This is a genomic window from Methylobacterium sp. R2-1, from assembly GCF_014191355.1.
Taxonomy (GTDB): domain Bacteria; phylum Pseudomonadota; class Alphaproteobacteria; order Rhizobiales; family Beijerinckiaceae; genus Methylobacterium.
In genome coordinates, this window is record NZ_JACHWM010000008.1 from 182,860 (window position 1) to 207,812 (window position 24,953).

26 protein-coding genes are annotated in these 24,953 nt (G+C 69.2%); 18 read left to right on the top strand and 8 right to left on the bottom strand.

Going from position 1 to position 24,953, the window contains the following annotated elements; genetic code table 11:
* Positions 1-11 precede the first annotated feature (11 nt).
* Positions 12-1,400: a 5-aminolevulinate synthase gene (gene hemA, locus FHU13_RS13355; protein ID WP_183436364.1), complete on the bottom strand. Its 1,389-nt coding sequence runs from the start codon at positions 1,398-1,400 to the stop codon at positions 12-14.
* A 622-nt stretch (positions 1,401-2,022) separates the two neighbouring features.
* Here hemA and FHU13_RS13360 point away from each other — a divergent pair.
* On the top strand, positions 2,023-2,178 hold the full coding sequence (locus FHU13_RS13360; RefSeq protein ID WP_183436365.1) for a hypothetical protein: 156 nt from the start codon (positions 2,023-2,025) through the stop codon (positions 2,176-2,178).
* Between the two features lie 181 nt (positions 2,179-2,359).
* Positions 2,360-3,649 carry a UDP-N-acetylglucosamine 1-carboxyvinyltransferase gene (gene murA, locus FHU13_RS13365; RefSeq protein WP_183436366.1) on the top strand — a complete coding sequence of 430 codons (1,290 nt, stop codon included), beginning with the start codon at positions 2,360-2,362 and terminating at the stop codon, positions 3,647-3,649.
* Between the two features lie 201 nt (positions 3,650-3,850).
* Here murA and FHU13_RS13370 read toward each other — a convergent pair whose 3' ends face one another.
* Positions 3,851-4,231 carry a hypothetical protein gene (locus FHU13_RS13370; RefSeq protein ID WP_183436367.1) on the bottom strand — a complete coding sequence of 127 codons (381 nt, stop codon included), beginning with the start codon at positions 4,229-4,231 and terminating at the stop codon, positions 3,851-3,853.
* Positions 4,232-4,579: 348 nt separating this feature from the next.
* Between FHU13_RS13370 and FHU13_RS13375 the strand changes: the two genes are divergently transcribed.
* From FHU13_RS13375 to FHU13_RS13390, 4 genes are all read left to right on the top strand, one after another.
* On the top strand, positions 4,580-5,035 hold the full coding sequence (locus FHU13_RS13375; RefSeq protein WP_183436368.1) for a DUF2948 family protein: 456 nt from the start codon (positions 4,580-4,582) through the stop codon (positions 5,033-5,035).
* 31 nt (positions 5,036-5,066) lie between these two features.
* Positions 5,067-6,362: a histidinol dehydrogenase gene (hisD, locus tag FHU13_RS13380; protein ID WP_183436369.1), complete on the top strand. Its 1,296-nt coding sequence runs from the start codon at positions 5,067-5,069 to the stop codon at positions 6,360-6,362.
* A gap of 154 nt (positions 6,363-6,516) precedes the next feature.
* Positions 6,517-7,029 carry a UPF0262 family protein gene (locus FHU13_RS13385; RefSeq protein WP_183436370.1) on the top strand — a complete coding sequence of 171 codons (513 nt, stop codon included), beginning with the start codon at positions 6,517-6,519 and terminating at the stop codon, positions 7,027-7,029.
* Between the two features lie 319 nt (positions 7,030-7,348).
* Entirely contained in the window at positions 7,349-7,822 is a 474-nt protein-coding gene (locus FHU13_RS13390) for a low molecular weight phosphatase family protein (RefSeq protein WP_183436371.1), read from the top strand.
* A 111-nt stretch (positions 7,823-7,933) separates the two neighbouring features.
* On the opposite strand, the gene FHU13_RS13395 is transcribed toward FHU13_RS13390, so the two are convergent.
* Positions 7,934-8,761, bottom strand: coding sequence for an FTR1 family protein (locus FHU13_RS13395; protein WP_183436372.1), 828 nt, complete (start codon positions 8,759-8,761; stop codon positions 7,934-7,936).
* Between the two features lie 452 nt (positions 8,762-9,213).
* On the opposite strand from FHU13_RS13395, the gene FHU13_RS13400 reads away from it, so the two are divergent.
* The 4 genes from FHU13_RS13400 (at position 9,214) to FHU13_RS13415 (ending at position 12,003) form a co-directional block, all read left to right on the top strand.
* Positions 9,214-9,462: a hypothetical protein gene (locus tag FHU13_RS13400; RefSeq protein WP_183436373.1), complete on the top strand. Its 249-nt coding sequence runs from the start codon at positions 9,214-9,216 to the stop codon at positions 9,460-9,462.
* A 146-nt stretch (positions 9,463-9,608) separates the two neighbouring features.
* Positions 9,609-10,052: a hypothetical protein gene (locus FHU13_RS13405; RefSeq protein ID WP_183436374.1), complete on the top strand. Its 444-nt coding sequence runs from the start codon at positions 9,609-9,611 to the stop codon at positions 10,050-10,052.
* Between the two features lie 117 nt (positions 10,053-10,169).
* Positions 10,170-11,066 carry a diguanylate cyclase gene (locus tag FHU13_RS13410; RefSeq protein ID WP_183436375.1) on the top strand — a complete coding sequence of 299 codons (897 nt, stop codon included), beginning with the start codon at positions 10,170-10,172 and terminating at the stop codon, positions 11,064-11,066.
* Positions 11,067-11,304: 238 nt separating this feature from the next.
* Entirely contained in the window at positions 11,305-12,003 is a 699-nt protein-coding gene (locus FHU13_RS13415) for a LuxR C-terminal-related transcriptional regulator (protein ID WP_183436376.1), read from the top strand.
* Positions 12,004-12,163: 160 nt separating this feature from the next.
* Here FHU13_RS13415 and FHU13_RS13420 read toward each other — a convergent pair whose 3' ends face one another.
* Complete coding sequence (locus FHU13_RS13420) at positions 12,164-13,579, bottom strand: cytochrome ubiquinol oxidase subunit I (protein ID WP_183436377.1); 1,416 nt, start codon at positions 13,577-13,579, stop codon at positions 12,164-12,166.
* Between the two features lie 290 nt (positions 13,580-13,869).
* On the opposite strand from FHU13_RS13420, the gene FHU13_RS13425 reads away from it, so the two are divergent.
* Complete coding sequence (locus FHU13_RS13425) at positions 13,870-14,964, top strand: methyl-accepting chemotaxis protein (protein WP_183436378.1); 1,095 nt, start codon at positions 13,870-13,872, stop codon at positions 14,962-14,964.
* 17 nt (positions 14,965-14,981) lie between these two features.
* Here FHU13_RS13425 and FHU13_RS13430 read toward each other — a convergent pair whose 3' ends face one another.
* Positions 14,982-16,184 carry a DNA topoisomerase IB gene (locus FHU13_RS13430; protein WP_183436379.1) on the bottom strand — a complete coding sequence of 401 codons (1,203 nt, stop codon included), beginning with the start codon at positions 16,182-16,184 and terminating at the stop codon, positions 14,982-14,984.
* 83 nt (positions 16,185-16,267) lie between these two features.
* Here FHU13_RS13430 and FHU13_RS13435 point away from each other — a divergent pair, with 83 nt between their 5' ends.
* Entirely contained in the window at positions 16,268-17,419 is a 1,152-nt protein-coding gene (locus tag FHU13_RS13435) for a glycosyltransferase family 4 protein (protein WP_183436380.1), read from the top strand.
* The gene (locus FHU13_RS13440) at positions 17,416-18,066 is read left to right on the top strand and encodes a methyltransferase (protein ID WP_183436381.1); all 651 of its coding nucleotides are present in this window, start codon (positions 17,416-17,418) and stop codon (positions 18,064-18,066) included. Before FHU13_RS13435 ends, FHU13_RS13440 begins: the two co-directional genes overlap by 4 nt.
* Before the next feature lie 74 nt (positions 18,067-18,140).
* Here the strand turns inward: FHU13_RS13440 and FHU13_RS13445 are convergent, their stop codons facing one another.
* Positions 18,141-18,326: a hypothetical protein gene (locus tag FHU13_RS13445; protein ID WP_183436382.1), complete on the bottom strand. Its 186-nt coding sequence runs from the start codon at positions 18,324-18,326 to the stop codon at positions 18,141-18,143.
* Between the two features lie 134 nt (positions 18,327-18,460).
* On the opposite strand from FHU13_RS13445, the gene FHU13_RS13450 reads away from it, so the two are divergent.
* From FHU13_RS13450 to FHU13_RS13460, 3 genes are all read left to right on the top strand, one after another.
* Entirely contained in the window at positions 18,461-19,711 is a 1,251-nt protein-coding gene (locus FHU13_RS13450; RefSeq protein WP_183436383.1) for a NupC/NupG family nucleoside CNT transporter, read from the top strand.
* A gap of 87 nt (positions 19,712-19,798) precedes the next feature.
* Positions 19,799-20,125, top strand: coding sequence for a hypothetical protein (locus FHU13_RS13455; protein WP_246714647.1), 327 nt, complete (start codon positions 19,799-19,801; stop codon positions 20,123-20,125).
* Between the two features lie 116 nt (positions 20,126-20,241).
* On the top strand, positions 20,242-21,225 hold the full coding sequence (locus tag FHU13_RS13460; RefSeq protein WP_183436385.1) for a hypothetical protein: 984 nt from the start codon (positions 20,242-20,244) through the stop codon (positions 21,223-21,225).
* Positions 21,226-21,262: 37 nt separating this feature from the next.
* On the opposite strand, the gene FHU13_RS13465 is transcribed toward FHU13_RS13460, so the two are convergent.
* A complete protein-coding gene (locus FHU13_RS13465; protein WP_183436386.1) occupies positions 21,263-21,574 on the bottom strand; it encodes a hypothetical protein in 312 nt (103 codons plus the stop codon).
* Between the two features lie 383 nt (positions 21,575-21,957).
* Between FHU13_RS13465 and FHU13_RS13470 the strand changes: the two genes are divergently transcribed.
* The gene (locus tag FHU13_RS13470; protein ID WP_183436387.1) at positions 21,958-23,280 is read left to right on the top strand and encodes a homoserine dehydrogenase; all 1,323 of its coding nucleotides are present in this window, start codon (positions 21,958-21,960) and stop codon (positions 23,278-23,280) included.
* A 189-nt stretch (positions 23,281-23,469) separates the two neighbouring features.
* Positions 23,470-24,465, top strand: coding sequence for a class II fructose-bisphosphatase (gene glpX / locus FHU13_RS13475; protein ID WP_183436388.1), 996 nt, complete (start codon positions 23,470-23,472; stop codon positions 24,463-24,465).
* An 83-nt stretch (positions 24,466-24,548) separates the two neighbouring features.
* On the opposite strand, the gene FHU13_RS13480 is transcribed toward glpX, so the two are convergent.
* Positions 24,549-24,929: a response regulator gene (locus FHU13_RS13480; protein ID WP_183436389.1), complete on the bottom strand. Its 381-nt coding sequence runs from the start codon at positions 24,927-24,929 to the stop codon at positions 24,549-24,551.
* Positions 24,930-24,953: the final 24 nt, after the last annotated feature.

Consider the following 24,953-nt stretch of genomic DNA (forward strand, 5'->3'; position numbering starts at 1 on the left):
TCGCGAAAAGGCTACTCCGCGGCGGCGGCGAACACCGTCCCGGCCCGCGGCAGGTCCAGCGTATCCCAGGTCTCGACCAGCGCCGCGGTCAGCGCACCGATGCGCTCGTCGTCGTGGAAGGGCGAGGGCGTGATCCGCAGGCGTTCGGTGCCGCGCGGGACGGTGGGGTAGTTGATCGGCTGGATGTAGATGCCGTGGTGCTCCAGCAGGTGGTCGGCCGCCGCCTTGCAGAGTTCGGCGTCGCCCACCATCAGCGGCACGATGTGGGTCTCGGTGTGCAGCACCGGCAGACCGGCGGCCTCCAGCGCCGCCTTGGTGCGGGCGGCCTGCCGCTGATGCGCCTCGCGCTCGATCTTCGAGCGCTTGAGGTAGCGCACCGAGGCGCGCGCCGCCGCGGCGACGGCCGGCGGCAGGGCGGTGGTGAAGATGAAGCCGGCCGCGTGGCTGCGGACTGCGTCGCACAGGGTCGACGTGCCGGTGATGTAGCCGCCGACGCAGCCGAAACCCTTGGCGAGCGTGCCCTCGATCACGTCGACCCGGTGCATCACCCCGTCGCGCTCGGCGATGCCGGCACCGCGCTCACCGTAGAGGCCGACGGCGTGAACCTCGTCGAGATAGGTCATCGCACCGTAGGCGTCGGCGAGGTCGCAGATCGCCGCGATCGGCGCCACGTCGCCGTCCATCGAATAGACCGACTCGAAGGCGATCAGCTTGGGCCGGTCACCGGCCTCGGCGAGCAGTTGCTCGAGATGCTCAAGGTCGTTGTGGCGGAAGACGCGCTTCTCACAGCCGGAATGGCGCACGCCCTCGATCATCGAGTTGTGGTTGAAGGCGTCCGACAGGATCAGGCAGTTCGGGATCAGCTTGGCGATCGTCGAGATGCCGGCCTGGTTCGAGACGTAGCCCGAGGTGAAGACGAGGCCTGCCTCCTTGCCGTGCAGATCGGCGAGTTCGCGCTCCAGATCGACCAGCGGCGAGTTGTTGCCGGCGATGTTGCGGGTGCCACCCGCGCCGACGCCGCAGCGGGCGGCAGTCTGGGTCAGGGCGCCGACCACCTCCGGGTGCTGGCCCATGCCGAGATAGTCGTTGGAGCACCATACGGTGATCTCGCGGCTACCGCCTTCCGGACGCCGCCATGTGGCCTGGGGGAAACGGCCCGAGATGCGCTCGATATCGGCGAAGACGCGGTAGCGGCGCTCGCTGTGCAGCCGGTCGAGGGCCGCTCGAAAATGACCGTCGTAGTCCGTGCGCGGACCGGCAGGGCGGACCGGCGGCCGCTCGAATCTGGCCCGACCGTTGCTTGCACCGGTGTCGTCCACGCCGCCATCACCGCCCACGATCGACTCGTCGGGCAGGGTGGCGCTGTCGGCAGCGTTCACGGGCATCAGGTTCACGGGCATCCGTCCTCGACGCTTTCGGCTAGTCGGGCGTTCTTCTTGGGACGCCTCGGGTAAAGAATTCGGGCTCTGGCGCTGCTCCGGAGAGCGTTGCCGAACCGTTCGCGGCCGGACGGTGATCTCCCAAGGTTCAGCCCCCGGGGAGCGGCGCGGCCTGCCGCGTGACATCGTCCAACCGGCGGCTCCCGCTTTCTCCTGGGACGAGTCCCTCGCCGGCGCCGCTGTGGTCGCAAGATAGGAGGTAATTTCGAACTGGTTCAAGGTGAGTTCGAGACATTCCTGCTTTGCGCCGGCTTTGCACCGGCTTGAACACCCTCACAATCTTGTCCGTATCCGCGTCCGACCCTGGAACGTCCGACGCGCGACGCCGCCGCGGACCTCGTCGGGCCTCTTCAGGACATCGCGCGCGAGCCGCAGCCGTCCGGGCGCGCTCGGAATCGCGTCGCCGGTGACGATGCGTCGCGGCACGGATCAAAGTTCGGGCCGTGCAGCCGGCGCGGCAATGCAGATGGCGACCGGGGTGCTGGCGAAGGGCGTGAAACCGGGATACGGCCCTCCCGTGCTGGCCGTGCCCGCATCGGCGGGTCCGGCGGCTCCTGGGCAGGATCGTTTCGGGACGCGAGCGATGGCGACGAAGGATGACGAGCGCGCGGCGCGGCTGAAGGCAGCCCTGCGCGACAACCTGCGCCGCCGCAAGGCACAGGCCCGGGGACGGGCCGATGATACGCCCGGCGTCGGCTCCGAGCCCGTGCCGAAGATGCAATCGGCCGAGAAGGACTAGCGCCGATCGCCCTCTCCCCTGCATCGCTGGCGCGATGCGTCGGGCGCAGAATGGAACCGAACGGCCACGCTTCTTCTTTTTGCCGGATACCTCCTATACCTCCACCCTGAACGAGGGGCGCCCGCGCGCCCGGCACGCAAGGCGACCTCCGCGACGGCACGGAGGTGCTCCGAGGACCCCGATGGACCGCATCCACATCACTGGCGGCACGCCGCTCAACGGCACGATCCCGATTTCGGGCGCCAAGAACGCGGCGCTGCCGCTGATGATCGCAAGTCTTCTGACCGGGGAGACGCTGGAGCTCATCAACGTGCCGCGGCTCGCCGATATCGCGGCGCTGACGCGCATCCTCGGCAATCACGGCGTCGATCACATGGTCGTTGGCAAGCGCCCGGGCCAGACGGCGGAGACCGGCCAGACCGTCCGGCTCACCGCCTCGAACGTCATCGACACGACCGCGCCCTACGACCTCGTCTCGACCATGCGGGCGAGCTTCTGGGTGATCGCGCCGCTGCTCGCCCGGTTCGGCGAGGCCAAGGTGTCGCTGCCCGGCGGCTGCGCCATCGGCACGCGGCCGGTCAACCTGCTGATCATGGCGCTGGAAAAACTCGGCGCCGAAATCGAAATCGACGGCGGCTACGTGGTCGCGAAGACGAAGAACGGGCTGCGCGGCGCCGAGATCACCTTCCCCAGCGTCACCGTCGGCGGCACCCACGTCGCCCTGATGGCGGCGGCGCTGGCCTACGGCACCACCGTGATCGACAACGCCGCCCGCGAGCCGGAAGTCGTCGATCTCGCCGAGTGCCTCTCCAAGATGGGCGCGCGGATCGAGGGCGCCGGCACCTCTCGCATCGTCGTGGAGGGCGTGGCGCGCCTCGGTGGTGCCCGCCACGAGGTGCTGCCCGACCGGATCGAGACCGGCACCTATGCCATGGCGGTGGCGATGACCGGGGGCGACGTCTCTCTCGTCAATACCCGGACCGACCTGCTCGCGAGCGCCCTTGAGACGCTGGCTTCGACCGGGACCGAGGTCACGGCCCTGCCCGACGGCATCCGCGTGCGCCGCAATGGCGGCGGGATCAGCCCGGCCGATGTGACGACGGACCCGTTCCCCGGCTTCCCGACCGACCTCCAGGCGCAATTCATGGCGCTGATGACGCTGGCCAAGGGTCAGTCGCGGATCCGCGAGACGATCTTCGAGAACCGCTTCATGCACGTGCAGGAGCTGGCGCGGCTGGGCGCCAAGATCCGCCTCGACGGCGACCTCGCCGTGGTCGAGGGCGTGGAGCGACTGAAGGGTGCACCGGTGATGGCCACCGACCTGCGTGCCTCGGTCTCGCTGGTGATCGGCGCCCTCGCCGCGGAGGGTGAGACGCAGATCAACCGCGTCTACCACCTCGACCGCGGCTTCGAGGCACTGGAGGCCAAGCTCGCCCGCTGCGGCGCGCAGATCGAGCGCGTGCGCGCCTGAGGCGTTCGACAAGGACAGCGGCTGGAAGGCGCCCTCGCTCAGCGCGATAACGGCCTGCACGGGATCGTGCAGGCCGCGATGTTCGGCACTCTCCGTGGCGTTAGAGCATCGTCCTGGATATCGTATCCAGGACGATGCTCTAGACTCCTGTTTTGCATCGTCTTTTTCCGAAAGCCGGTGGCCACCTTTCAGGACGATGCTCTAGCGCGCGACGGCGCCGCGCTTGATGCCGAAGCCGGGAATGTCGCAGGCGCAGGGCGAGTTCACCGGTGCAAATCCGGTCGGGCAGTTGCCGCGGGCGGTCACGCAGATGCTGCCGCCACCACGGCCGCCGCGCGGCGGACCCCGGAAGCGCGGGCCATCGTCGTCATCGTTGTAGCGGCGGCGGCCGTAATCCTCACCGTAGCGGCGCCGGCCGTACCCGTCATCGTCATCGCGGGTGCGACGGCTGTACCCGTCGTCGTAGCGGCGCGAACCGTCGTAGCCGTCGCGATAGTACTGGGCGCTTGCCGGACTCGCCACGAACCCCAGGGCCAGGACGACCCCCAAGGTGCGCGCTATGGCCAGAACTCCGCTTTTCATCGTCCTCGTCCCCTCAGGCTGACTCATGAACGTCATGCTTGGCCTTAGCCGTGCGCTCATGAACGCGCGATGAGCCCAAAAGAGCCGCTGCGTCACGCAGCCCTTCACGCAGCCCTGCCCGACGATGAATCGGATCACGCCACTCGATCGTTACCTCGATCGTTGTGACGCGTTCTTCGGCGCCGAACCGGCACCTCGTGGGCGAACTTGCACGGGCGAAGAGCGCGGAACAGCGCGGAAGAGCGCTCCGGCCAGCCGGGCTGCCGGTTGCAGCAGGCGGGTCGCCTCGCTACCTACGCCTCGAAATCCGTTCTCCGCACGTTCGGTCGGGGAGCCTGGAGCGTAAGCATGGAGCTTCTCAAGCTCGCCGCCCTCGACACCGAGGATCTTGCCGTCATCTCCGCCCATCTGCAGGACGCGATCCTGCGGGCGGAGGATCTCGCGTGGCTGCCGGGCGAGCACCGTTTCGCCCTGGCGGCCCGACGCTTCGACTGGTCCGTGCCCCCGGGCCAGCCGCCCCGGCGCCGGCTCGCGGGCCTGCATTTCGAGCGCGTGCTGTCCGTGAAGGCTAAGGGTATCACGCCGGGAGCGACCTCGGGCGATCCCCTGAGCCTCCTGGCGATCACGTTCGAGGAAACCGAGGCCCCCTCCGGCATCGCCACCCTGGTTTTTTCCGGTGGGGCCGCGATCCGGCTCGAACTCGAATGCATCGAGGTGCGCCTGAAGGATCTCGGCCCTGTCTGGGAGGCCGACGGTCGCCCCGATCATGAGGCCGTGCGCAACCTCGTCGAGAACCGCCCGTGACCCCCTTTCCCCGAACCGCCGATATCGTCCGATGATTCGCCTCGACAGCCGCTCCCCCGATTTCCGGGAGGCGTTCAAGCGCCTGCTCAGCCTCAAGCGCGAGATCTCCGAGGACGTGGACGAGACCGTGCGCGGCATCATCGCGGGCGTCGTCTCCGGCGGCGACGCGGCACTGGTGGACTACACCCGCCGCTTCGACCGGCTCGGCCAGGATTTCTCGCCCGCGAACCTGCGCATCACCGCCGAGGAGGTGGAGGTGGCCGTCGCCGCCTGCCCGGCCGAAGCCCGCGCCGCCCTGGCACTCGCCGCCGAGCGGATCGAAGCCTATCACCGCCGGCAGATCCCCGAGGATCACCTGTCGACCGACGACCTCGGCGTCACCGCCGGCTGGCGCTGGACCGCGCTCGAATCGGTCGGGCTCTACGTGCCCGGCGGCACCGCGAGCTATCCCTCCTCGGTGCTGATGAACGCCGTGCCGGCGCGCGTCGCGGGCGTGCCGCGCATCGTGATGGTGGTTCCGACTCCGGAGGGGCAGCTCAACCCCCTGGTGCTCGCAGCGGCACAACTCTCGGGCATCACGGAGATTTACCGCGTCGGCGGAGCACAGGCAGTGGCCGCGCTCGCCTACGGCACGCAGACCATCGCGCCGGTGGCCAAGATCGTCGGCCCCGGCAATGCCTGGGTGGCGGCGGCCAAGCGCCGGGTGTTCGGGCAGGTCGGCATCGACATGATCGCCGGCCCCTCCGAGGTGCTGATCCTGGCCGACCGCCATGCCAATCCCGATTGGATCGCCGCCGACCTCCTGGCTCAGGCCGAGCACGACGAGGCGGCTCAGTCCGTGCTCGTCACCGATTCGGACGAACTGGCCGAGGCGACGGAAGCCGCGGTGGAACGCGCCCTGGCGACCCTGCCGCGCGAAAGAATCGCCCGCGCCAGTTGGCGCGATTACGGCGCGATCATCCGCGTCCAAAACTTCGACGAAGCGGTGCCGTTGGTCGATGCCATCGCACCCGAGCATCTCGAGATCGAGACCGAGGACGCCGAGGCGCTCTCGCAAAAAATCCGGAATGCGGGGGCAATCTTCCTCGGCTCGCACACACCGGAAGCCATCGGCGACTATGTCGGCGGCCCGAACCACGTGCTGCCGACCGCCCGCTCGGCGCGGTTCTCCTCGGGTCTCGGCGTGCTCGACTTCATGAAGCGCACCTCGATCCTGCGCTGTGATCCGGCCGCCCTACGGGCGCTCGGCCCCGCCGCGATCGCGCTCGGTAAATCGGAGGGGCTCGACGGACACGCGCGCTCCGTGGCGATCCGGCTCAATCTCTGACATCGGCCTCTCCCAGGGGCGGATGATCACTTTCAGGGGCGGATGATCACTTTTCGGGCCACCGCGTCGGGAAAGCTTGCCTGTGCGGCGAGCTTGCGGCTCATGTGACGGCAAGAGGGCGCCCGGATTCGGGCAGCGACGCGAGAAGGCGGCGATGAAGGCCGAACCGAATCAGGGGGAAGACGGGGCGCCGGAGAAGCCGAGGAACCGGCTCGCGGCGGTGCGTCTCGACGAGGCCTCGATCGGCCGGGGCAACCCCGACCAGGAGCACGAGCGCGCCATCGCGATCTACGACATCCTGGAGGAGAACGTCTTCAGCCTGCCCGACCGCGACGAAGGGCCCTACGCGTTGGTTCTCGGCCTCGTCGAGAACAAGCTGTCCTTCGCGATTGCGACGGAGGCCGGCGAGCCGGTGATGACCCACCTGCTCTCGCTCACGCCGTTCCGCCGGGTCATCCGCGACTACGAGATGATCTGCGAGAGCTACTACAGCGCGATCCGCACCGCCTCGCCGACGCAGATCGAGGCGATCGACATGGGCCGGCGCGGCCTGCACAACGAAGCGTCCGAACTCCTGCGGCAGCGCCTCGAGGGCAAAGTCGATCTCGACCACGACACGGCGCGGCGCCTGTTCACCCTGATCTTCGCCCTGCACTGGCGGGGCTGAGGACGAGCCGACGGGCAAGGCAGCATCCTGCCGAGGGGTGCTGCGCCCGGCAAAACGATGCGCTTTCGGGATGTCCGGAGCGGTCCTATATCAGGGTGTGCACGAGCACCTCACGAAACGCCCGGTCCGTGGTGCATCGGCGCGAGGGGGCGGGCGTTTCGCGAGAGGTCACGGTGTCTGCATCGACTTTTCCGACCGGCCGGCGCCCACCTCTCGGGACGATGCTCTCAGAGTGCCTCACGAAACGCCCGGTCTCCGACCGTTCTCTGCCGGCCGTGACGAAGCCGCGGGACTTGCTTGAGAATCGCTCGGGCAGGGCATGACGGACGACGTGATTCCGGGGACCGGGCCGAAGAAGCGGCGGGTCCAGTCCGTGCTGTTCATGTGCAATTTCAACGCGGTGCGCTCTTTGGCGGCGGAGGCGATCGCGCGCCACTACTTCGGCAAATCCACCTACGTGCAGTCGGCCGGCGTGCGCTCGGGTGAGCCGAGCGACCCGTTCATGATCGCGGCGCTGGACGAGATCGGCATCGACGCTTCCCGCCACAAGCCGCGGACCATCGAACAGCTCGAGGATTGGGAGGGGCTGAACTTCGATCTGATCATCACCCTGTCGCCGGAGGCTCACCACCGAGCGCTCGAACTGACCCACACCCTCGCGGCGGATGTCGAGTACTGGCCGACACCGGACCCGACCCTGGTGCAGGACGGCACCCGCGAGCAGCGCCTCGACGGCTACCGCGACGTGCGCGACGGGTTGACCTACCGGATCAAGTCCCGGCTGAAGACCTGAGGGGCCGGGCCTCGCCCGGACCGCGAAGAGTCGCCGACAGGAAAACGCCGCCGATGACGGCGGCGTGAGACGAGAACGGCGCCCGGACAAGAGGGCGCCGATCACCTGCGATTAGGATGCGGCCGATGCTGGCCGACCTTCACTGGCCGCCTTGCCGCTTCCCTTGCGCATGAGACTGACGAGGGCGGCTGTCACGGCCACGGCCAGGATCACGAGCTGGGTGCCGAGCGCCTCCCAGCTTCCGTTGCTGAGGCCCCAGTCGGAGACAAAGGCCGGCACGCCCTCAGTGGTGAAGGGGATCAGCGCCTGCTCCTGAAGCTCCTGGAAGGCCTCGCCGACCATCCGCAGACCCATGAAGAACAGGAAGGCCGAGGTCACGATGAACATCGGACGCAGCGGCAGGCGCAGCGCCAGCCACTGCATCGCCACGAACATCGCCACCAGCGCGACGGCCGCCGCGGCGAGGCCGCTGAGGAGCGAGACGTCGAAGCCGTTGCCGGTCTTGGCCAGGGCGTGGACGAACAGGATCGTCTCGGCGCCCTCACGGAACACCGCGAGGAAGGCGATGCCGGCCAGCGACAGCACGGTGCCCGCGCCGAGTGCCCGTTCGGCGAGCCGATTGAGATCGGCCTGCCACGCCTTCGGGTCCTGGCGGACGAACATCCAGCCGCTCATGTAGAACAGCAGCACCGCGGCCGCGAGCATCACGCCGGCCTCGAACAGGTCGCTGTGGTTGCCGTCGTAGAAGGTCGCGAACACCCACGCCATGACCACGCTGGCGAAGACAGCGGCGAGCGCACCCATGTAGACCGGGGCGATCCGCTCCGCCGCATTCGCGCGGCGAAGGAAGGCGGCGAGTGCCGCAATCACCAGCAGAGCTTCCAGTCCCTCGCGGAACAGGATGATGAAAGCCTGCACGAACGTCGATCCGTCCGTCATCCGAATGCTCCCGTTTCGATCCGAGGGACGCGCGTCCCGGCGAATTGTCTGCTTCGAAGGTGGCGCAGCCTCTTGCGGCACCACGAATACTTGTCGTGATACAATAATGGTCTAAGGAAAATCGCAGCTTAGAAACGTTCCTAACAAGATGAACGACCCGGTCGCGGCGACGAAGGTCGATGTCTCGCTTTGCGTGCCAGTACAACTCTTTGCACCGTTCTCGCAAGCATCGCACTGGGCAGGTGCAATCGCGCTCTAGCGCCGCAGGCAACGCAGCGAACAACGCAACGAGTCGGAGACAAATTTTCGCCGTTTTCCGGAACGTCGCGCGAAACCCAACGGCCACGTTGGGGATTGTTCATGCACTATGCGGCGGCGCCTGCAAGGCGGGCCACCGGCCGCTCCAGCTGAACCGTTGAAGCGCGCCCGATACGGCGCGCGGGCAGGATACCATGATCGCGCACCCCACCGCCGCGGCCGCCTTCGCCGGCCTCGTCCTGATCGGCTTGACTGCAGCGCCGGCCCTTGCCGCCCCGACCGCCGGCCGCAGCACCACGCAGGTTGCGGAGGCCACGCAGGTGTCCCAGGCCGCCACGGCCTCGGAGACCGAGGAGGACAGCGCCAACTGCAACAAGCAGCGCCGTCGCCTGTGGATCGAGGGGGAAGGCTGGATCGTCCGTCGCGTCACGATCTGCCGCTGAGCGTACTCGCGCCGACCGAACCGGCACCCGTCTCAGTACTCTGCATCGGCTGGCGGGACGATGGCATGGGGAACGAGCATGGGTGCGGCCGCTTTCATGTCATGAATCGCGCGCCTCGGAATGCGCCACCGGAGAAGCCTCGATCCATGCGCCCTGCCATGCGCCCCGCCCTCGCCACCCTGCTCCTGCTCGGCACCGCCTCGGGCGCCGCCGCCGATCCGTACGGGTATGCATATGGGTACGGCGAGAGCGGGTACCGCTTTGCCGGCCCGGTGGTCGAGGGCGCCTATCTCGGCGCGCCGTTCACGCGGCTTCCCAGCACGAGCCGGATCGTACCGCCGGCCTGGGGTTACGGCACCTACGGCGTTCCCACCGTCGCCGGCATCCGCGACACTCCCGTCGCGCGCCCCACGCTCACCGTGATCGAGCGACAGGGCGCCGTCGGAAGCCGCCTCCCGGTCCGGCGGCCCAGTGCTCGCGTCCTCACGAAGGATCCCAAGGGAGGCTGGACCGATCCGGGACCCCGCTCCGAAGGTGAGAGAGGCGGCGCGCAGGTGGTCTCGGTCCGGGTACCGGCCCGCGCCCGATAGTCCCGAGCATGCGGCGATTCAGGGCGCCCTCGCCCTCCCGCCACAGGCGCATCTCTAGACGGCCCCTTAACTTGTCTTGCGCACAATCTCCCTCGATCAGCGGGGGGGCCCAGCGCCGTGCACATCGTCATCGTGGATTCGAGCCGCGTCGACCTGCGGATCGTGGCCGGCATGCTCGAACCGCGGGGACATGTGGTGACGCAGTTCACCGATTCCGCCGAGGCCCTGGCCTATGTCACCGACCATCCGAAGGTCCGCGCCCTGATCACCAGCCTGGAAGTCCGGCCTCTGAGCGGGCTGGAGCTGTGCTGGTCTGCCCGCCTGCTCTCCGAGTCGAGCCGCCCGCTCTCGATCATCGCCATGTCTTCGGCCCGCAACGCCCGCAACCTCGCCGAGGCGCTCGACAGCGGCGCCGACGATTTCATCGACAAGCCGCCAGGGGCCGAGGAATTGCAGGCGCGCATGCGGGCTGCCGAGCGCCTCACCACTCTTCAGAGCGACCTGATCCGGCTCGCCGAGAGCGATCCGCTCACCGGTTTGCTCAACCGCCGCGCCTTCCTGCACCGCACGCAGGAGGCCGCCAACAAGGCCGGCGCGTTCGGACATCTCTGCGCCGTTCTCCTGGACATCGACCACTTCAAGCACATCAACGACGAGCACGGGCACGACGTGGGCGACGCGGCGATCAAGGCGGTGGCCGGGCTGATCGAGGCGGAGGGTATTGCCGGGCGCCTGGGCGGCGAGGAGTTCGCGCTGGCGCTCGCCGGGCAACGCCTCACCGATGCCGAGGCTACGGCCTCCCGTCTGCGCCTCAAGGCGTCCGACCTGCGCATCCGCTCGGCCAAGGGGCCGGTGCGCCTCACCTGCAGCTTCGGCGTCAGTGAGTGGTCCGAGGGCGAAACCATCGACGGCCTTCTGAAGCGGGCGGATATCGCCCTCTATGAGGCGAAGACCACGGGACGTAATCGTGTGGTCTCGGCGATGACGGACCTCGTCCTCGCCCGGACAGCCTGACCAGCGAACGCTCCGCGGTTCCCCCTCACCCGCGCCGCAACGGAAAACGGCTCGATTCCGGTCGTCTCCGCAGTTCCGGGCAATTCCCCGCAGTCCCGAAGCGGGACGGTCGCTGTCAGGCGGCTCCGCGAGGGGACGTTTTGGCGCCTGAATCAGCCCTAAGCCGCTGGAACGACTCTTGTTCTTCTCCGTCCGCACAAGCCGCACCGTTCTGCGGCGGGACGAGAGGGGGAGCGGCATGAGTCAAGTCGTCAGTCACACCGCAGGCCACATCGCCAGCAGGGCCATCGAGCTGTTGATCGTCGACGAGGCGGCCAGGCTGGATGATCGGATGCGGGCCGGGCTGGAGCACGCGCCGGCCCTGCGCACCATCGGCGAGGACGATCTCACCCGCGGCGGCCCGATGTCGGCCGTGGCCCTGGTCCCCGTGGACGGCGCGCGAACGGAGTCCGACTGTGCCCGGATCGCGACCTTGCGCGAAGGGCGACCCTGGCTGCGGGTGCTGGCCGTGTTCCGGACCCTCGACGCGCAGACGATGAACCGGCTGATCGCGGCTGGCACCGACGCCTTCGTCGGTGCGGGCACCCCGGCGGAGGACGTCTGTGCCAGCGTGCTCGCCCTCGCCAAGGGCGTGTCGCTCGTGCCGTCGGCCTCTGCCCGTTCCTCGGCCGAGGACCCGGTCATCGGCCTCACGCCCCGCGAGGCGGAGGTTCTGCGGTTCCTCAGCGCCGGCTTCAGCAACAAGGAGGTCGCTCGCCGGCTCTCGCTGAGCGTGCGGACAGTCGAGACCCACCGGCTGAACCTGCGCCGCAAGACGCAGACCGGCCGCTTGAAGGATCTCGTCACGCTCGCCCGCCAGCTCGGCCTCGCTCCGGTGATCGACACCGAGGCGCCGCGCAGCCCGGCCCGCCACGCTTCCCTCGCCGCACGGGCTTGACACCTTGACCGGGATCCGCCGCGTGGGACGGGCGCGACGAGAGCCGTGTCCGACCTGATGGCATCAGGCCGGTGTCTCTCGGTCGTTGTTCTGACGCACATTCTTTCGGTGAATCAGTGGCCACTTCGCCGGAATGCGCTCTCAGGCCGTCCGGGACCCGTCAGATCGTCCGCGCATCCAGCCGCTCATCCACCGCCGAGAGCGGCCGCTTGGGCTTGCGGCCGACATCCTCGCCCGGCACCGAGGGCTCGAACGGCTCCGGTCCTTTGCGCAGGAGCTTGGCAAGGTAGTAGCTGCCGAAGCCGAAGATGATCGCGTAGGCGATGATGAAGGCGATGAGCGAGGCCGTCACGGCCTGGGCGGTGAGCGGGGAATGGGCATCCGCCGTCTTGAGCTGGCCATAGACGATGTAGGGCTGTCGCCCGATCTCGGCGGTGAACCAGCCGAAGATCACCGCGCCGAAGCCCGAGGGCGTCATCAGCATGGCGCAGGTGAGAAAGACGCGGTTCGTGAACAGCGTGCCCTTCCAGCGCAGATACAGGCTCCACAGGCTCAAAAGCAGCATGGCCATCCCAATCGCGACCATGGCGCGGAAGGAATAGAACACCGGCCAGACCGGCGGACGCTTGTCCGGGGTCACGTCCTTGAGGCCCGGTACCACGCCGGAGAAGTCGTGGGTGAGGATGAAGGAGCCGAGCTTCGGGATGCCGATCTCGAAGTCGTTGCGCTCGGCCTCCATGTTCGGGATCGCGAACAGCAGCAGCGGCATGTTGGCCTGGGTGTCCCAGTTCGCCTCGATCGCCGCGAGCTTGGTCGGCTGGTGCTTGAGCACCCCGAGACCGTGGGTGTCGCCGACGAAGATCTGGATCGGCGTGAAGATCAGCGCGAACCACAGGGCCATGGACAGCGAGACCCGCGCGCCCTGCACCTTCTCCGGCGGCTCCTTGCGGGCACGCAGGATCATCCAGGCGGCCATCCCGGCCACCGCGAAGGCGGTGGTGAGAAAGCAGCCGAGCACCATGTGCGCGTAGCGGATCGGGAAGCTCGGATTGAAGATCACCTGCCACCAGTCGGTGGCGATCGCCCGGCCGTTCTCGATCGTGAAGCCCGCGGGCGTCTGCATCCAGGAATTGGCGGACAGAATCCAGAAGGCCGAGATCAGGGTGCCGAGCGAGACCATGCAGGTCGCCAGGAAGTGCAGCCGATCTCCGACCCGGTCCCAGCCGAACAGCATGATCCCGAGGAAGCCCGCCTCCAGGAAGAAGGCGGTGATGACCTCGTACTGGATCAGCGGGCCGAGCACGTTGCCGGTGAAGTCGGAGTAGCGCGACCAGTTCGTGCCGAGCTGGTAGCTCATCACGATGCCCGAGACGACGCCGAGGCCGAAGGAGACCGCGAAGGCCTTCACCCAGAAGCGGTAGAGCACCCGGTACATCGGGTTCCTCGTCCACAGCCACTGCGCCTCCAACCGTACGAGGAAGGCGGCGAGGCCGATGGTGAAGGCCGGGAAAATGATGTGGAAGGCCATCGTGAAGCCGAACTGGATGCGCGAGAGCATCAGGGCGTCGAGTTCCATCGCTTCACCTTCCTGACCGTAAAGCGGCCGCGGTCCGAGCGCGGCAGCAGGCGTCGTGCGGTATGGCGTGCCGCAGCGATCTCTTCCCTCAACTGGCTTTCCGTGCCGTGGTTCGCGGCGCCGGGCGATTGAGATGAGCCATCGCAGAGTGGCGGCCTTCGCGGCCGGCGGCTTTATCGATCACCGTGGTTTCTCAATTGTCACGCCTTCCACGTCGAAGTATGTCGCATTTTACATTTATGTTAATCTCATAACCGGAACATGGCCCACACGTAGACCGGGTCATCGCGATGGCGGCACCAGCATCAGTTCCCTCCCGATACCAGGGCGCGGCCGCGCCGCAGCCGGATAGCAGGCCGACGACCGTCACGGAGCTGACCCGGGAAGTCGGCCGCATCGCCCAGGACCGGGTCGGGCGCATCCGGCAGATCACCGCCCAGGCGAAGATGCTGGCCCTCAACGCCCTGATCGAGGCGGCCCGTGCCGGGGAGCACGGGCGCGGCTTCTCGGTGGTGGCGCAGGAGGTGCGCGGCATCGGCGCCGAGATCGAGGCTCTGGCGCAGGAACTGGAGACGGGACTGACGACGCGGATCGCCGAGTTGCAGCAACGCGTCGATGCGATGTCGGCGAAGGCGGAAGGCGAGCGCTTGGTCGATCTCTCCCTCAACGCCATCGAGCTGATCGACCGCAACCTCTACGAGCGGACCTGCGACGTGCGCTGGTGGGCCACCGACGCTGCCGTAATTGCCTGCGCCGCCCGGCCGAACGGGGACGGCGCGATCGGGGCGGCCGACTACGCATCGCAGCGGCTCGGCGTGATCCTCTCGGCCTACACCGTCTACCTCGATCTCTGGCTGTGCGGCCGCGACGGGACCGTGCTCGCCAATGGCCGGCCCGACCGCTACCCGGGCGTGGGCGGGCGCAGCGTCGCGGGAGAGACCTGGTTCCGGGATGCGATCCGGCTTCGAACCGGCGACGATTACGTGCCCGGCGAGGTCCGCCGCGAGGCGCAGCTCGGCGGCGCGCAGGTCGCGACCTATGCCGCCGGGATCTACGAGACGGAGGGCGGACCGGCCTGTGGCGTTCTCGCCATCCATTTCGATTGGGAGGCTCAGGCGAAGGCCATCGTCGAGGGCGTGCGGATCGCTCGGGAGGACCGGGCGCGGACCCGCGTCGTCCTCGTGGATGCGCAGCGCCGCATCCTCGCCGCCTCCGATGGCAAGGGTGCCCTCACCGAGACGCTCGCCGTGAACCTGAACGAACAGGAGAGCGGTCTCGTCCGCGATCCTCGCTCCGGCACCATGACGGCCTTTCACCGGACGCCGGGCTACGAGACCTATCGCGGGCTGGGCTGGTACGGCGCCATCGTCCGGAGTGGGGCGTGATCGGCTCCAAAACCGCCTCACGCCGCCCGGCGGCCTCCTGAGGCGCGCTTCGTGCCGTTCGGCCTCGCTTTGCGGCCTCCGGTCTGACGCGACGGCTCGATCGTCGCCGTGCCGTCCGTACCGCCTCCCTCGTCGGCAGCCTTCGTCGCCCGCTCCAACCGTCCCCGCAGCAGGCTCAGCACCGCCGCCTCCTCCGGGCGCAGTTCATCGAGGGCGCTCTTGAGCTCGCCCTCGACCGCCTCCTTCACCTGCAGGAGCATCCCGCCTTCGAGATAGCAGTCGAGAATTTGCGGGTGGATGTAGCACTTCCGGCAGATGGTCGGCGTGTTGCCGAGCCGCCCGGCCACCGACTCGATCGCCGCGCGAAGGTTCTTCTTGGCCTTGGCCGCGTTGTCGAACGCCTCGAACTCCCGCAGCGCCAGGGCGGCGAGCACCGTGCCGGCCCAGGTGCGGAAATCCTTGGCGGTGAAATCCTCGCCCGTGATCTCACGCAGGTAAGCGTTCACGTCGGAGGAGGTGACGTCGCGCCGCTCGCCCTCCTCGTCGAGATACTGGAACAGCTCCTGGCCGGGCAGGTCCTGGCAGGCCTTGACGATCTTGGCCACGCGGCGGTCGCGCACCGAGACCGACCATTCCTTGCCGCTCTTGCCCTTGAAGCGGAAGCGCATCTCGGATCCGGCGATCTTCACGTGCGGATCGCGCAGGGTGGTGAGGCCGTAGCTCTTGTTGGAGCGAGCGTAATCGTCGTTGCCGACGCGGATCAGCGTGGTCTCCAACAGGTGGACCACGGTGGCGAGCACCTTTTCCCGGGGCAACCCGCGCTTGCCCATGTCGGCGTCGATCCGCGCGCGGATGCCCGGCAGCGCCTCGGCGAAGGCCATGATGCGGTGGAACTTCGAGGCCTCCCGCGCCTCGCGGAAGCGGGGATGGTAGCGGTACTGCTTGCGCCCTTTCTCGTCGCGACCGGTCGCCTGGATGTGGCCGTTGGGATGCGGGCAGATCCACACATCGGTGTAGGCCGGCGGAATCGCGAGGCTTTTGAGGCGGCCGATCTCCTCCGCGTCGCGGACTGGAGCCCCCTTCGGATCGATGTACCGGAAACCCTTGCCGTTGCGCTTGCGCCGCAGGCCGGGCTTGGAATCGTCCACGTAGCGCAGGCCCGCCTCCCGCGCGGCCTCGCGGGGATCGACCACGCCGGCTCCGACCTCGTCCGACAGCATGACGCCCTCCCTGATCCGTGGGGCGACAACCGGGCGGGAGCCGGCGCTGTTCCGGAACGGGCCCCGTGCTATGGCCACGCACGATGAATGCCTCCACAGCCTCTTACGCCGGCAAGAGCCTCGTCTTCGTCGTCACCGAGGATTGGTTCTTCGCCTCGCACTTCCTGCCGATGGCGCGCGCCGCTCTCGACATGGGCCTCTCGGTCGCGGTGGTGACGCGGGTGCGCGCGCACCGCGCCGTGATCGAGGCGGCCGGCATCCGCGTCGTGCCGCTGGAAACGGAGCGTTCCAGCCTCAACCCGATGGCGGCGGGCTACGCCGCGGGCCAGCTCTCGGGCATCCTGAAGGCCTTGAGCGCCGACATCGTCCACTGCGTCGCGCTGCGCGGCATCCTCGTCGGCGGCACCGCGGCGGCGATGGCCGGCATCCCGCGCCGCGTCTTCGCCCTGACGGGCCTTGGACTGCTGGGCGCCCGCGAGGACGCGACCGGGCGGCTGTCGCGGCTGGCGCTGAAAGGATTGATCCGCGGCCCGCTTGCGAGCCGGCAGACCCGCTTCCTGTTCGAGAACCCGGACGATGCCCGCGCGCTCGGCCTCGACCCGTCCGACACCGCCGTGACCCTGGTCGGCGGCGCAGGCGTCGATCCCGACACCTTCGCGCCGCGCCCGTTGCCGCCCCCGGCCTCGCTGAAGGTCGCCATCGTCGCGCGAATGCTGTGGTCGAAGGGCATCGACGTCGCGGTCGAGGCGGTGCGGCAGGCGCGCGCCGGGGGTGCGGCGGTGGAGCTGTCGCTCTACGGCGCGCCCGATCCCTCGAACCGCCGGGCGATCCCCGAGGCGACCCTGCGGGACTGGTCACGCGACGGCGTGACGTGGCACGGCCCGACCGGGGACGTCGCCGGTGTCTTCGCCGCCCACCATGTCGGCTGCCTGCCCTCCCGCGGCGGCGAGGGCCTTCCGCGTACACTGCTGGAGGCGGCCTCCTGCGGCCGGGCCATCCTCACCAGCGACGTGCCGGGCTGCCGCGACCTCGTGCGCGACGGCGTCGAGGGCCTGCTCGTGCCGCCGGGCGACGCCGCCGCGCTCGCCGTCGCGCTGACCCGGCTCGCCGCCGATCCGGCGCTCGTCGCGCGGATGGGCGCGGCGGCGCGGGCGCGGATTCTTGAGGGCGGCTATACGGAAGCCGCCGTCGCCGAGGCGGTCGCCGGGCTCTACGCGGAGCTTCTGGTCTCGTGACGCCCATCCGCGATCCCGTCCGCTTCATCCGCGAGCACACGGCTTTGCGCCCGGTGCCGCACGCCCCCGAGATCGTCCTGCACGTCGCCGACGAGGCCACCGCGCTCTGGCAGAAGACCGAGGACGAGTTGGAAGCGATCGGCCTGCCGCCGCCGTTCTGGGCCTTCGCCTGGGCCGGGGGACAGGCGCTCGCCCGCTACATCCTCGATCATCCCGAGACGGTGGCGGGGCGGCGGGTGGTCGATTTCGCCTCGGGCTCGGGGCTCGTCGCCATCGCTGCGGCAAAAGCCGGGGCGGCCCACGTCACCGCGAGCGATCTCGATCCGTTCGCGCTCCAGGCGATTCCGCTCAACGCCGCGGCCAACGGCGTGGCGGAGCGCATCACCACGGACGGCAGCGACCTGATCGGCACGGATGCGGCGTGCGTACTGGCTGCCGACATCTTCTACGAGCGCGACCTCGGCGCCGCGGTCGGCGGCTGGCTCGGCGACCTGCACCGGCGCGGGCGCACGGTGCTGATCGGCGATCCCGGCCGCAGCTACCTCCCCCGCGAGCGGCTGACCCCGGTGGCGACCTACGAAGTCCCAGTCACGCGTGACCTTGAGGATGCAGAGATCAAGCGATCGAGCGTCTGGCGCTTCATCTGAATTCGCGCCGGCCAATCCAGAGATTGCCAAAACCTGCATTCGGCAACGGTCCGCCCGACCTCGCCGCTCTATCGTTAATCCCTTGGGGAGGGACCCAGCAGGCGGCGGCGCAGCGTCGGCAGATGCAGGCGCGGCAGGTCGAGCAGCGACAGCAGCAAGCCCAAGCCCAGGTCCGGCAGGCAGCCAAGGCCCAGCGGCCGCCGCCGCCGCACCCCGCAGGTCTTCCTCCCGGAGCGCCGCATCCGCATGGCGGCTGCCACCCCGGACATCCCTGCCATTGAGGCCGGCGCCGGCGTGACCGGCAGAGCCGGCGACGAAGGCCGGCTCCCTTGCGGGCTTGGCCCGGATCGCGCATCCGCCGGACAACGGCTCGGCGGATGCGCGGCGGAAAACGATGCTCGACAGGTTGTTTCATGCCGGGGCCAGCCTTGCGCTGCTGCTCACCGTGGCGTGGCTGTTCTCGGTGAACCGACGGGCGATCCGGCCGCGCGTGGTCCTCGCCGCCCTGGCGCTTCAGGTCGGGATCGGCGCGCTGATGCTGTTCGTGCCCGCCGGGCAGCGGGCACTCGGCGCGGTGGCGGACCTCGTCACCACCGTGCTCTCCTTCGGCGACAGGGGCACCGCCTTCCTGTTCGGCGGCCTCGTCGAGCCGCGGATGTTCGAGCTGTTCGGCGGCTCAGGCTTCATCCTGGCCCTGCGGGTCCTGCCGCAGATCCTCTACGTCTCGGCGCTGATCGGCGTGCTCTACCATCTGGGCGTGATGCAGGCGCTGGCCCGGTTCCTCGGTGCCGCCCTGCAAAGAGTGCTCGGCACCTCGCCGATCGAGTCGTTCTCGGCGGTCGTCACCATCTTCATCGGGCAGAGCGAGATCGCTGTCGCCCTGCGCCCCTTCCTCGCGACGCTGACCGGGGCTGAACTCTTCGCCGTGATGACGAGCGGGGCGGCCTCCACCGCCGGCTCGATCCTCGCCGGCTACGCCGCGCTCGGCGTGCCGATGCCGTATCTCCTCGCCGCCTCGTTCATGGCGATTCCCGGCGGGCTTCTCTACGCCAAGATCCTCATGCCCACGACCGAGCCGACGCGCATCCTCACCACGCGAGTCGAATTCGGCGAGGCGCGTGCGGCCAACCTGATCGAGGCCGCCGCCGACGGCACGCAGAAGGGCCTCGGGGTTGCGGTCGCGGTTGGCGCGATGCTGATCGCCTTCGTCGGGTTGATCGCGCTCGTAAACGCCGCCATCGGCTGGTCCGGCGGCCTGTTCGGGTTTGCCGGCCTCTCGATCGAGAGCATTCTCGGCGTCGTGCTGGCGCCGCTGGCCTGGCTGCTGGGCGTGCCGTGGGAGCAGGCGACGCTCGTCGGCGGTTCGATCGGCCAGAAGATCGCGTTCAATGAGTTCCTGGCCTATGCCAGCCTGGCACCGACACTGAAGGCCGGTACCCTCGACCCGCGCACGAGCGCGATCCTGTGCTTCGCTCTGTGCGGCTTCGCCAATCTCACCTCGGTGGCGATCCAGCTCGCGAGCTTCACCAGCCTCGCCCCCGAGCGCCGGCCCGAGATCGCCCGGTTCGGCCTGCGGGCGATCCTGGCGGGCACGCTGTCGAACCTGACCAGTGCGGCCATCGCCGGACTGTTCATCGCCGGGTAATGCCCCGGATAAAGCGCTGGGTGAACGATACCCGGCGAACCTTTCGGCCCGCACCGCCATTCTGAGGGGATGGAGAACGCGCACGACATGGAACAGGCTCGAGCCACACAGGACCCGGCACAGGTGTCCGCGCGCGACTGGGACGAGCGGGTCGATCGCGCCAGCCGAAAACTCCCCGAGCGGGCGCAGCGCATGGTGGCGTGGCTGCGCGAACCGGCGCGCTTTCCCGTGCGGCTGCTGGCCGCGATCCTGCTGATCCTCGGCGGCATCTTCTCGATCCTGCCCGTGCTGGGTCTTTGGATGCTGCCGCTCGGCCTCGCGCTGCTGGCCCAGGACGTGCCCGGTCTCAAGGTGCCGATGGAACGGACTGCCCGCTGGATCGAGCGGCAATGGCGGCGCTGGCGTGGGCGGTAATCCCGCTCCGCCCTCGGTGTTCTTCGGCGCGCTGCCGCGCTTGACAGGATATCCGCGCCGGACGACCCATCGCGCATGAGCCTCAGCCGAGAAGGGCTCTCCGGAGACAACCTGTGATGCCGTTGCGTCTGTTCTCCCGCGGGCTCGCGGCCGCCCTCCTCGCGGCGGTGATGCTGGCGGGGGTCGTGTCCCTCCCCGCGTCGTCGGCGCATGCCGAGGATGCGGTCTTCCCGCCAAGCTCCCGCTTCGGCTTCAAGCCCCCGTCGGACATGGTGCCCTCAAAGCGCTTCACCGGCTTCGAGCGGGTCGGCGGCGGCGCGATGCTCTCCGTGGTCGAGCTGCCGGCCGGCGCCTATCCGGAACTCAAGCAGAGCTTCACCGACGAGAACCTCAGGACACAAGGGCTTGTCGTCCAGAGCCGCGAGCCGGTGACCCTCGATGGCGGCGCCGAGGGCATGCTGTTCACCGGCGAGCAGACGCCCGCCGATGGCCAGGGCATGCCCGCCGCCCGCAAGTGGCTCCTGATCGTCGGCGCCCAGGAGGTGACCGGCATCATCATCGCCCAGGCCGCGGTCGATGCCGAGACCGACGAGACCATGCGCGGCATGCTCACCGGCGTGCGGATCCGTGGAGCGCTCAGCCTCGACGATCAGGTCGCCGCCCTGCCCTTCCGCATCGGCGACCTCGCGGGCTTCCGCCCCGTGAGGGCGTTGGCCGGCAACTCCGTGCTGCTGACGCTCGGCCCGCGCGATCAGGTCACCAACCTGGAACAGCCGATCCTCGTGATCGCCCAGGCGGTGCAGCAGCCGACGCCTCAGGAGCAGCGCGACGGCTTCGCCCGCGCCTCGCTCTACGCGAACCAGACGATGAAGGAGTTCGTCGTCGAGCGCTCGCAGAGCTACCGCCAGAACGGCGTCGACTGGCACGAGATCGTGGCCCGCGCTACCGACATCCCCTCGGGCCAGCCGGTGGTGGTCTCGCAGACGATCCGCTTCAATCCGGACGGCTATATCCGCGCCGTCGGCGTCACCCGCGCCGACCAGCGCGAACAGATGCTGCCCCTGTTCCGCCAGGTGGTGGACAGCCTGCAGCTGCGCTGAAACCCTCTCCCCCCTGTCAGGGAGGAGAGGGGCTGACTCACTCGCAGACGCGCACGCGCCGGACGTAGATGTCGCCGTAGGGATCGATCGTCTCGCGGCGCTCGAAGTGGCAGATCGGGCCCTCGACATAGACCGGCGGCGGGGGCGCCCGGTAGACCGGCTTGCCCGGATAATAGGGGTCGTTGGCCGCCGCGATGGCGCCGCCGACGGCGAGGCCGCCGAGCACGCCGAGCGCCGCCGCCCCACCCGGACCGATGCCGTCCCGTGCCTGGGCGGCGGGCGCCGCACCGAGCATCAGAGCGCCGGCGATCACACTTGCCGCCACACCGCCGAGAAGGATGTTCTTCATCGTCGAAACCCCTCAGAATGGCGCCCAGCGGCGCCGCCTCATCGTCATCGGCACCACAGCCGAGCCCGCGGCTCAAGCGTGGCGGTGCCATGCGAGCAGAAGAGCGCCCGGTTTGAGGCCAATCTTCGGCATGCCCGCTCCCGCGCGCCGCGTCGCGCGCTCGACGAGGCTCAGGCGTGCGTCGAGGCACCGAGGCGACCGCAGCCGTCCCACCCCGTTTCCTTGCACACCGCCCCCAAATCGTTGCAGAAGTGCGCGCCGTTCCGGATGTGTCCCTGCGCCCCTCGCCACACCGCTCTCGAAGCGGTTTTCGAGCGACGGCGGCCACCGGGCAGCCATCCGGAACAGGTCCGGTGCCAACGTCCATCACGGTGCGAACTCCCATGACGCAGACCCTTCGCCTCGGTATCGCGGGGCTCGGCACGGTCGGTGCCTCCGTGCTGCGCATGGTCGCCCGCCGCGCCGAGGCGCTCAAAGCCGCGACCGGCCGCACGATCACCGTCACCGCCGTCTCCGCCCGCGACCGGAGCCGCGACCGCGGCGTCGACCTCTCGGGCCTGCAGTGGATCGACGACCCGGTGGAACTGGCGCGCTCGCCTGAGATCGACGTGTTCGTCGAACTCGTCGGCGGCTCGGAAGGGACGGCCAAGGCGGCGGTCGAGGCGGCGCTCGGGGCCGGCAAGCATGTCGTGACCGCCAACAAGGCGCTCTTGGCCCATCATGGCGCGGCGCTCGCCCGCAGGGCCGAGGAGCGCGGCGTCGCGCTCGCCTACGAGGCGTCGGTGGCCGGTGGCATCCCGGTGATCAAGGCGATCCGCGAGGGGCTCTCCGGCAACGAGATCAGCCGCGTCTACGGAATCCTCAACGGCACCTGCAACTACATCCTCAGTCGCATGGAGGCGGAGGGGCTGACCTTCGAGGCCTGCCTCAAGGACGCGCAGGCGCTGGGCTACGCCGAGGCCGACCCGACCTTCGACGTCGAGGGCTTCGACACCGCGCACAAGCTCGCCATCCTCACGAGCCTCGCCTTCGGCGTGGAGATCGACGCCGAGGGCGTCTCGGTGGAGGGCATCTCGGCGATCCAGCCCCTCGACCTCACCATGGCCGACGAACTCGGCTACCGCATCAAGCTGCTCGGCGTCGCCCAGGCGACCGCGGAGGGCATCGAGCAGCGGGTGCATCCCACCATGGTGCCCAAGGCTTCGGCCATCGCCCAGGTGATGGGCGTCACCAACGCGGTCACCGTCGATGCGGACGCGGTCGGCGAATTGACCCTGATCGGCCCCGGCGCGGGCGGAGCGGCCACGGCCTCCGCGGTCGTCGCCGACATCGCCGATGTTGCCCTCGGCCTCGCGCGCCCGACCTTCGGGCAGCCGGTCGCACGCCTCGCGCCGCCCCGCCGGGTCGAGATGCAGCGCCACGAGGGCGGCTATTACATCCGACTCACCGTGCACGACCGCACCGGCGTCGCGGCCGGCGTCGCCACGCGGATGGCTGAGGCCAACATCTCCATCGAGAGCATCGTCCAGCGCCGCTCCGCCAAAGCCGCCTCCAGCGACCCGCAGGGCCTGTCCGGCCAGCCGGTGCCGCTGGTGCTGATCACCTACGCCGCCACCGAGGGGAATGTCCGCGAGGCGCTGGCCGCCATCGATCGCGACGGCCTGCTCGCCGAGGCGCCGCAGCTGATCCGCATCGAGCGCGAATAGGCGAGACGCCCGCCGCCATTTCCGGCAAGATCGTGCCCAAGTTCGTGCCAAAGACAACATCCTGTCTGGAAACGGGATGTCATGACATCGCGACGCGTCCTGCCCGCTCTCGAAGGCGACCGGGACGATGGACGGCAATCGGCACCGGCCGAAAACAGGCCGGGCCCTGGGGATAAGGAACGGAGCGCGATGTCGGTGGCCAATACCGGGATCTTCAGCGATCCCACGGCGCGGGGCCTGACTCTCGAACTGGTGCGAGTGACGGAGGCTGCCGCCATCGCCGCCGCCCGCCTGCGGGGTCATGGTCGCGAGAAGGAGGCCGACCAAGCCGCCGTCGATGCCATGCGCTCCGAACTCATGGTGCTGCCGATCGAGGGCCGCGTGGTGATCGGCGAGGGCGAGCGCGACGAGGCGCCGATGCTGTTCATCGGCGAGGCCGTCGGCACCGGCCACGGGCCGTCCGTGGATATCGCCGTCGATCCGCTGGAGGGCACCACGCTCTGCGCCAAGGACATGCCGGGCGCCATCGCCGTCATGGCGCTCGCCGAGCGCGGCTCGCTGCTCGCCGCCCCCGACGTGTACATGCAGAAGATCGCCATCGGCCCCGGCTACCCGCCCGGCACGGTCGATCTCGACTGGAGCCCCGCCCGGAACATCGCCTCGCTCGCCCGCGCCAAGGGAGTCGAGCCCTCCGGCATCACCGCGATCATCCTGGACCGGCCCCGCCACATGGATCTGATCGCCGCCGTGCGCGACACCGGCGCCGGCATCCGCCTGATCTCGGACGGCGACATCGCCGCGATCATCCACTGCACCAAGCCCGACGAGACGGGCGTCGACATCTACATGGGAACCGGCGCCGCGCCGGAAGGGGTGATCGCCGCCAGCGCGCTGCGCTGCATCGGCGGCCAGATGCAGGGTCGGCTGATCCTCGATTCCGCCGACAAGCGGGCACGGGCGGTCGAGATGGGCATCACAGACCCGAACCGGAAATACGACATGCACGACATGGCCCGGGGCGACGTCATCGTCGCGGCTACCGGCGTGACCACGGGGGCCCTGCTCGCGGGCGTGCGGTTCAGTCCCGGTCTCATCGAGACGGAAACGGTGGTCTACCGCTCGAACACCGGTACGGTCCGCCGTATTGCCTGCGAACACCGCCGGCTGGAGAACGCGCCGGGCTGATCGCGCCTTGAGACGCAAGCACCGGATGCGATCGTGCGCGAAGGGCGGGACAAGATCACCCCGTCTCCTTGGCGGCGCCCCGCTCAGCAGACGATGGTCTGACCGAACAACGCCTCGGCCAGACGAGCCGGCTCGATCGGCTTCTCGCAATGGATCGCGTCCCGCAAGCGGTTCGGGACGGCATTCTCCTCGTAGCCGGTGGCGAAGACGAACGGTACGCCGCGGGCCCTGAGCGCGTCGGCGACCGGGAAGACCATGACTTCGCGCAGGTTGATATCGAGAACTGCACCGTCGATGCGGGGGGATTCCTCGATCATTGCCAGGGCGTCGTCGATGTTCCCCACGGGACCGATCACCTGCGCCCCGTTTTCCTCGAACACGCGCCGCATGTCGTCGGCGATGAAGTATTCGTCCTCGACGACGAGGACCCGCCTTCCGTTGAGTAGTTCGGATCCACCCGACATCGGCCTACCCTCCACTCGCCCCCG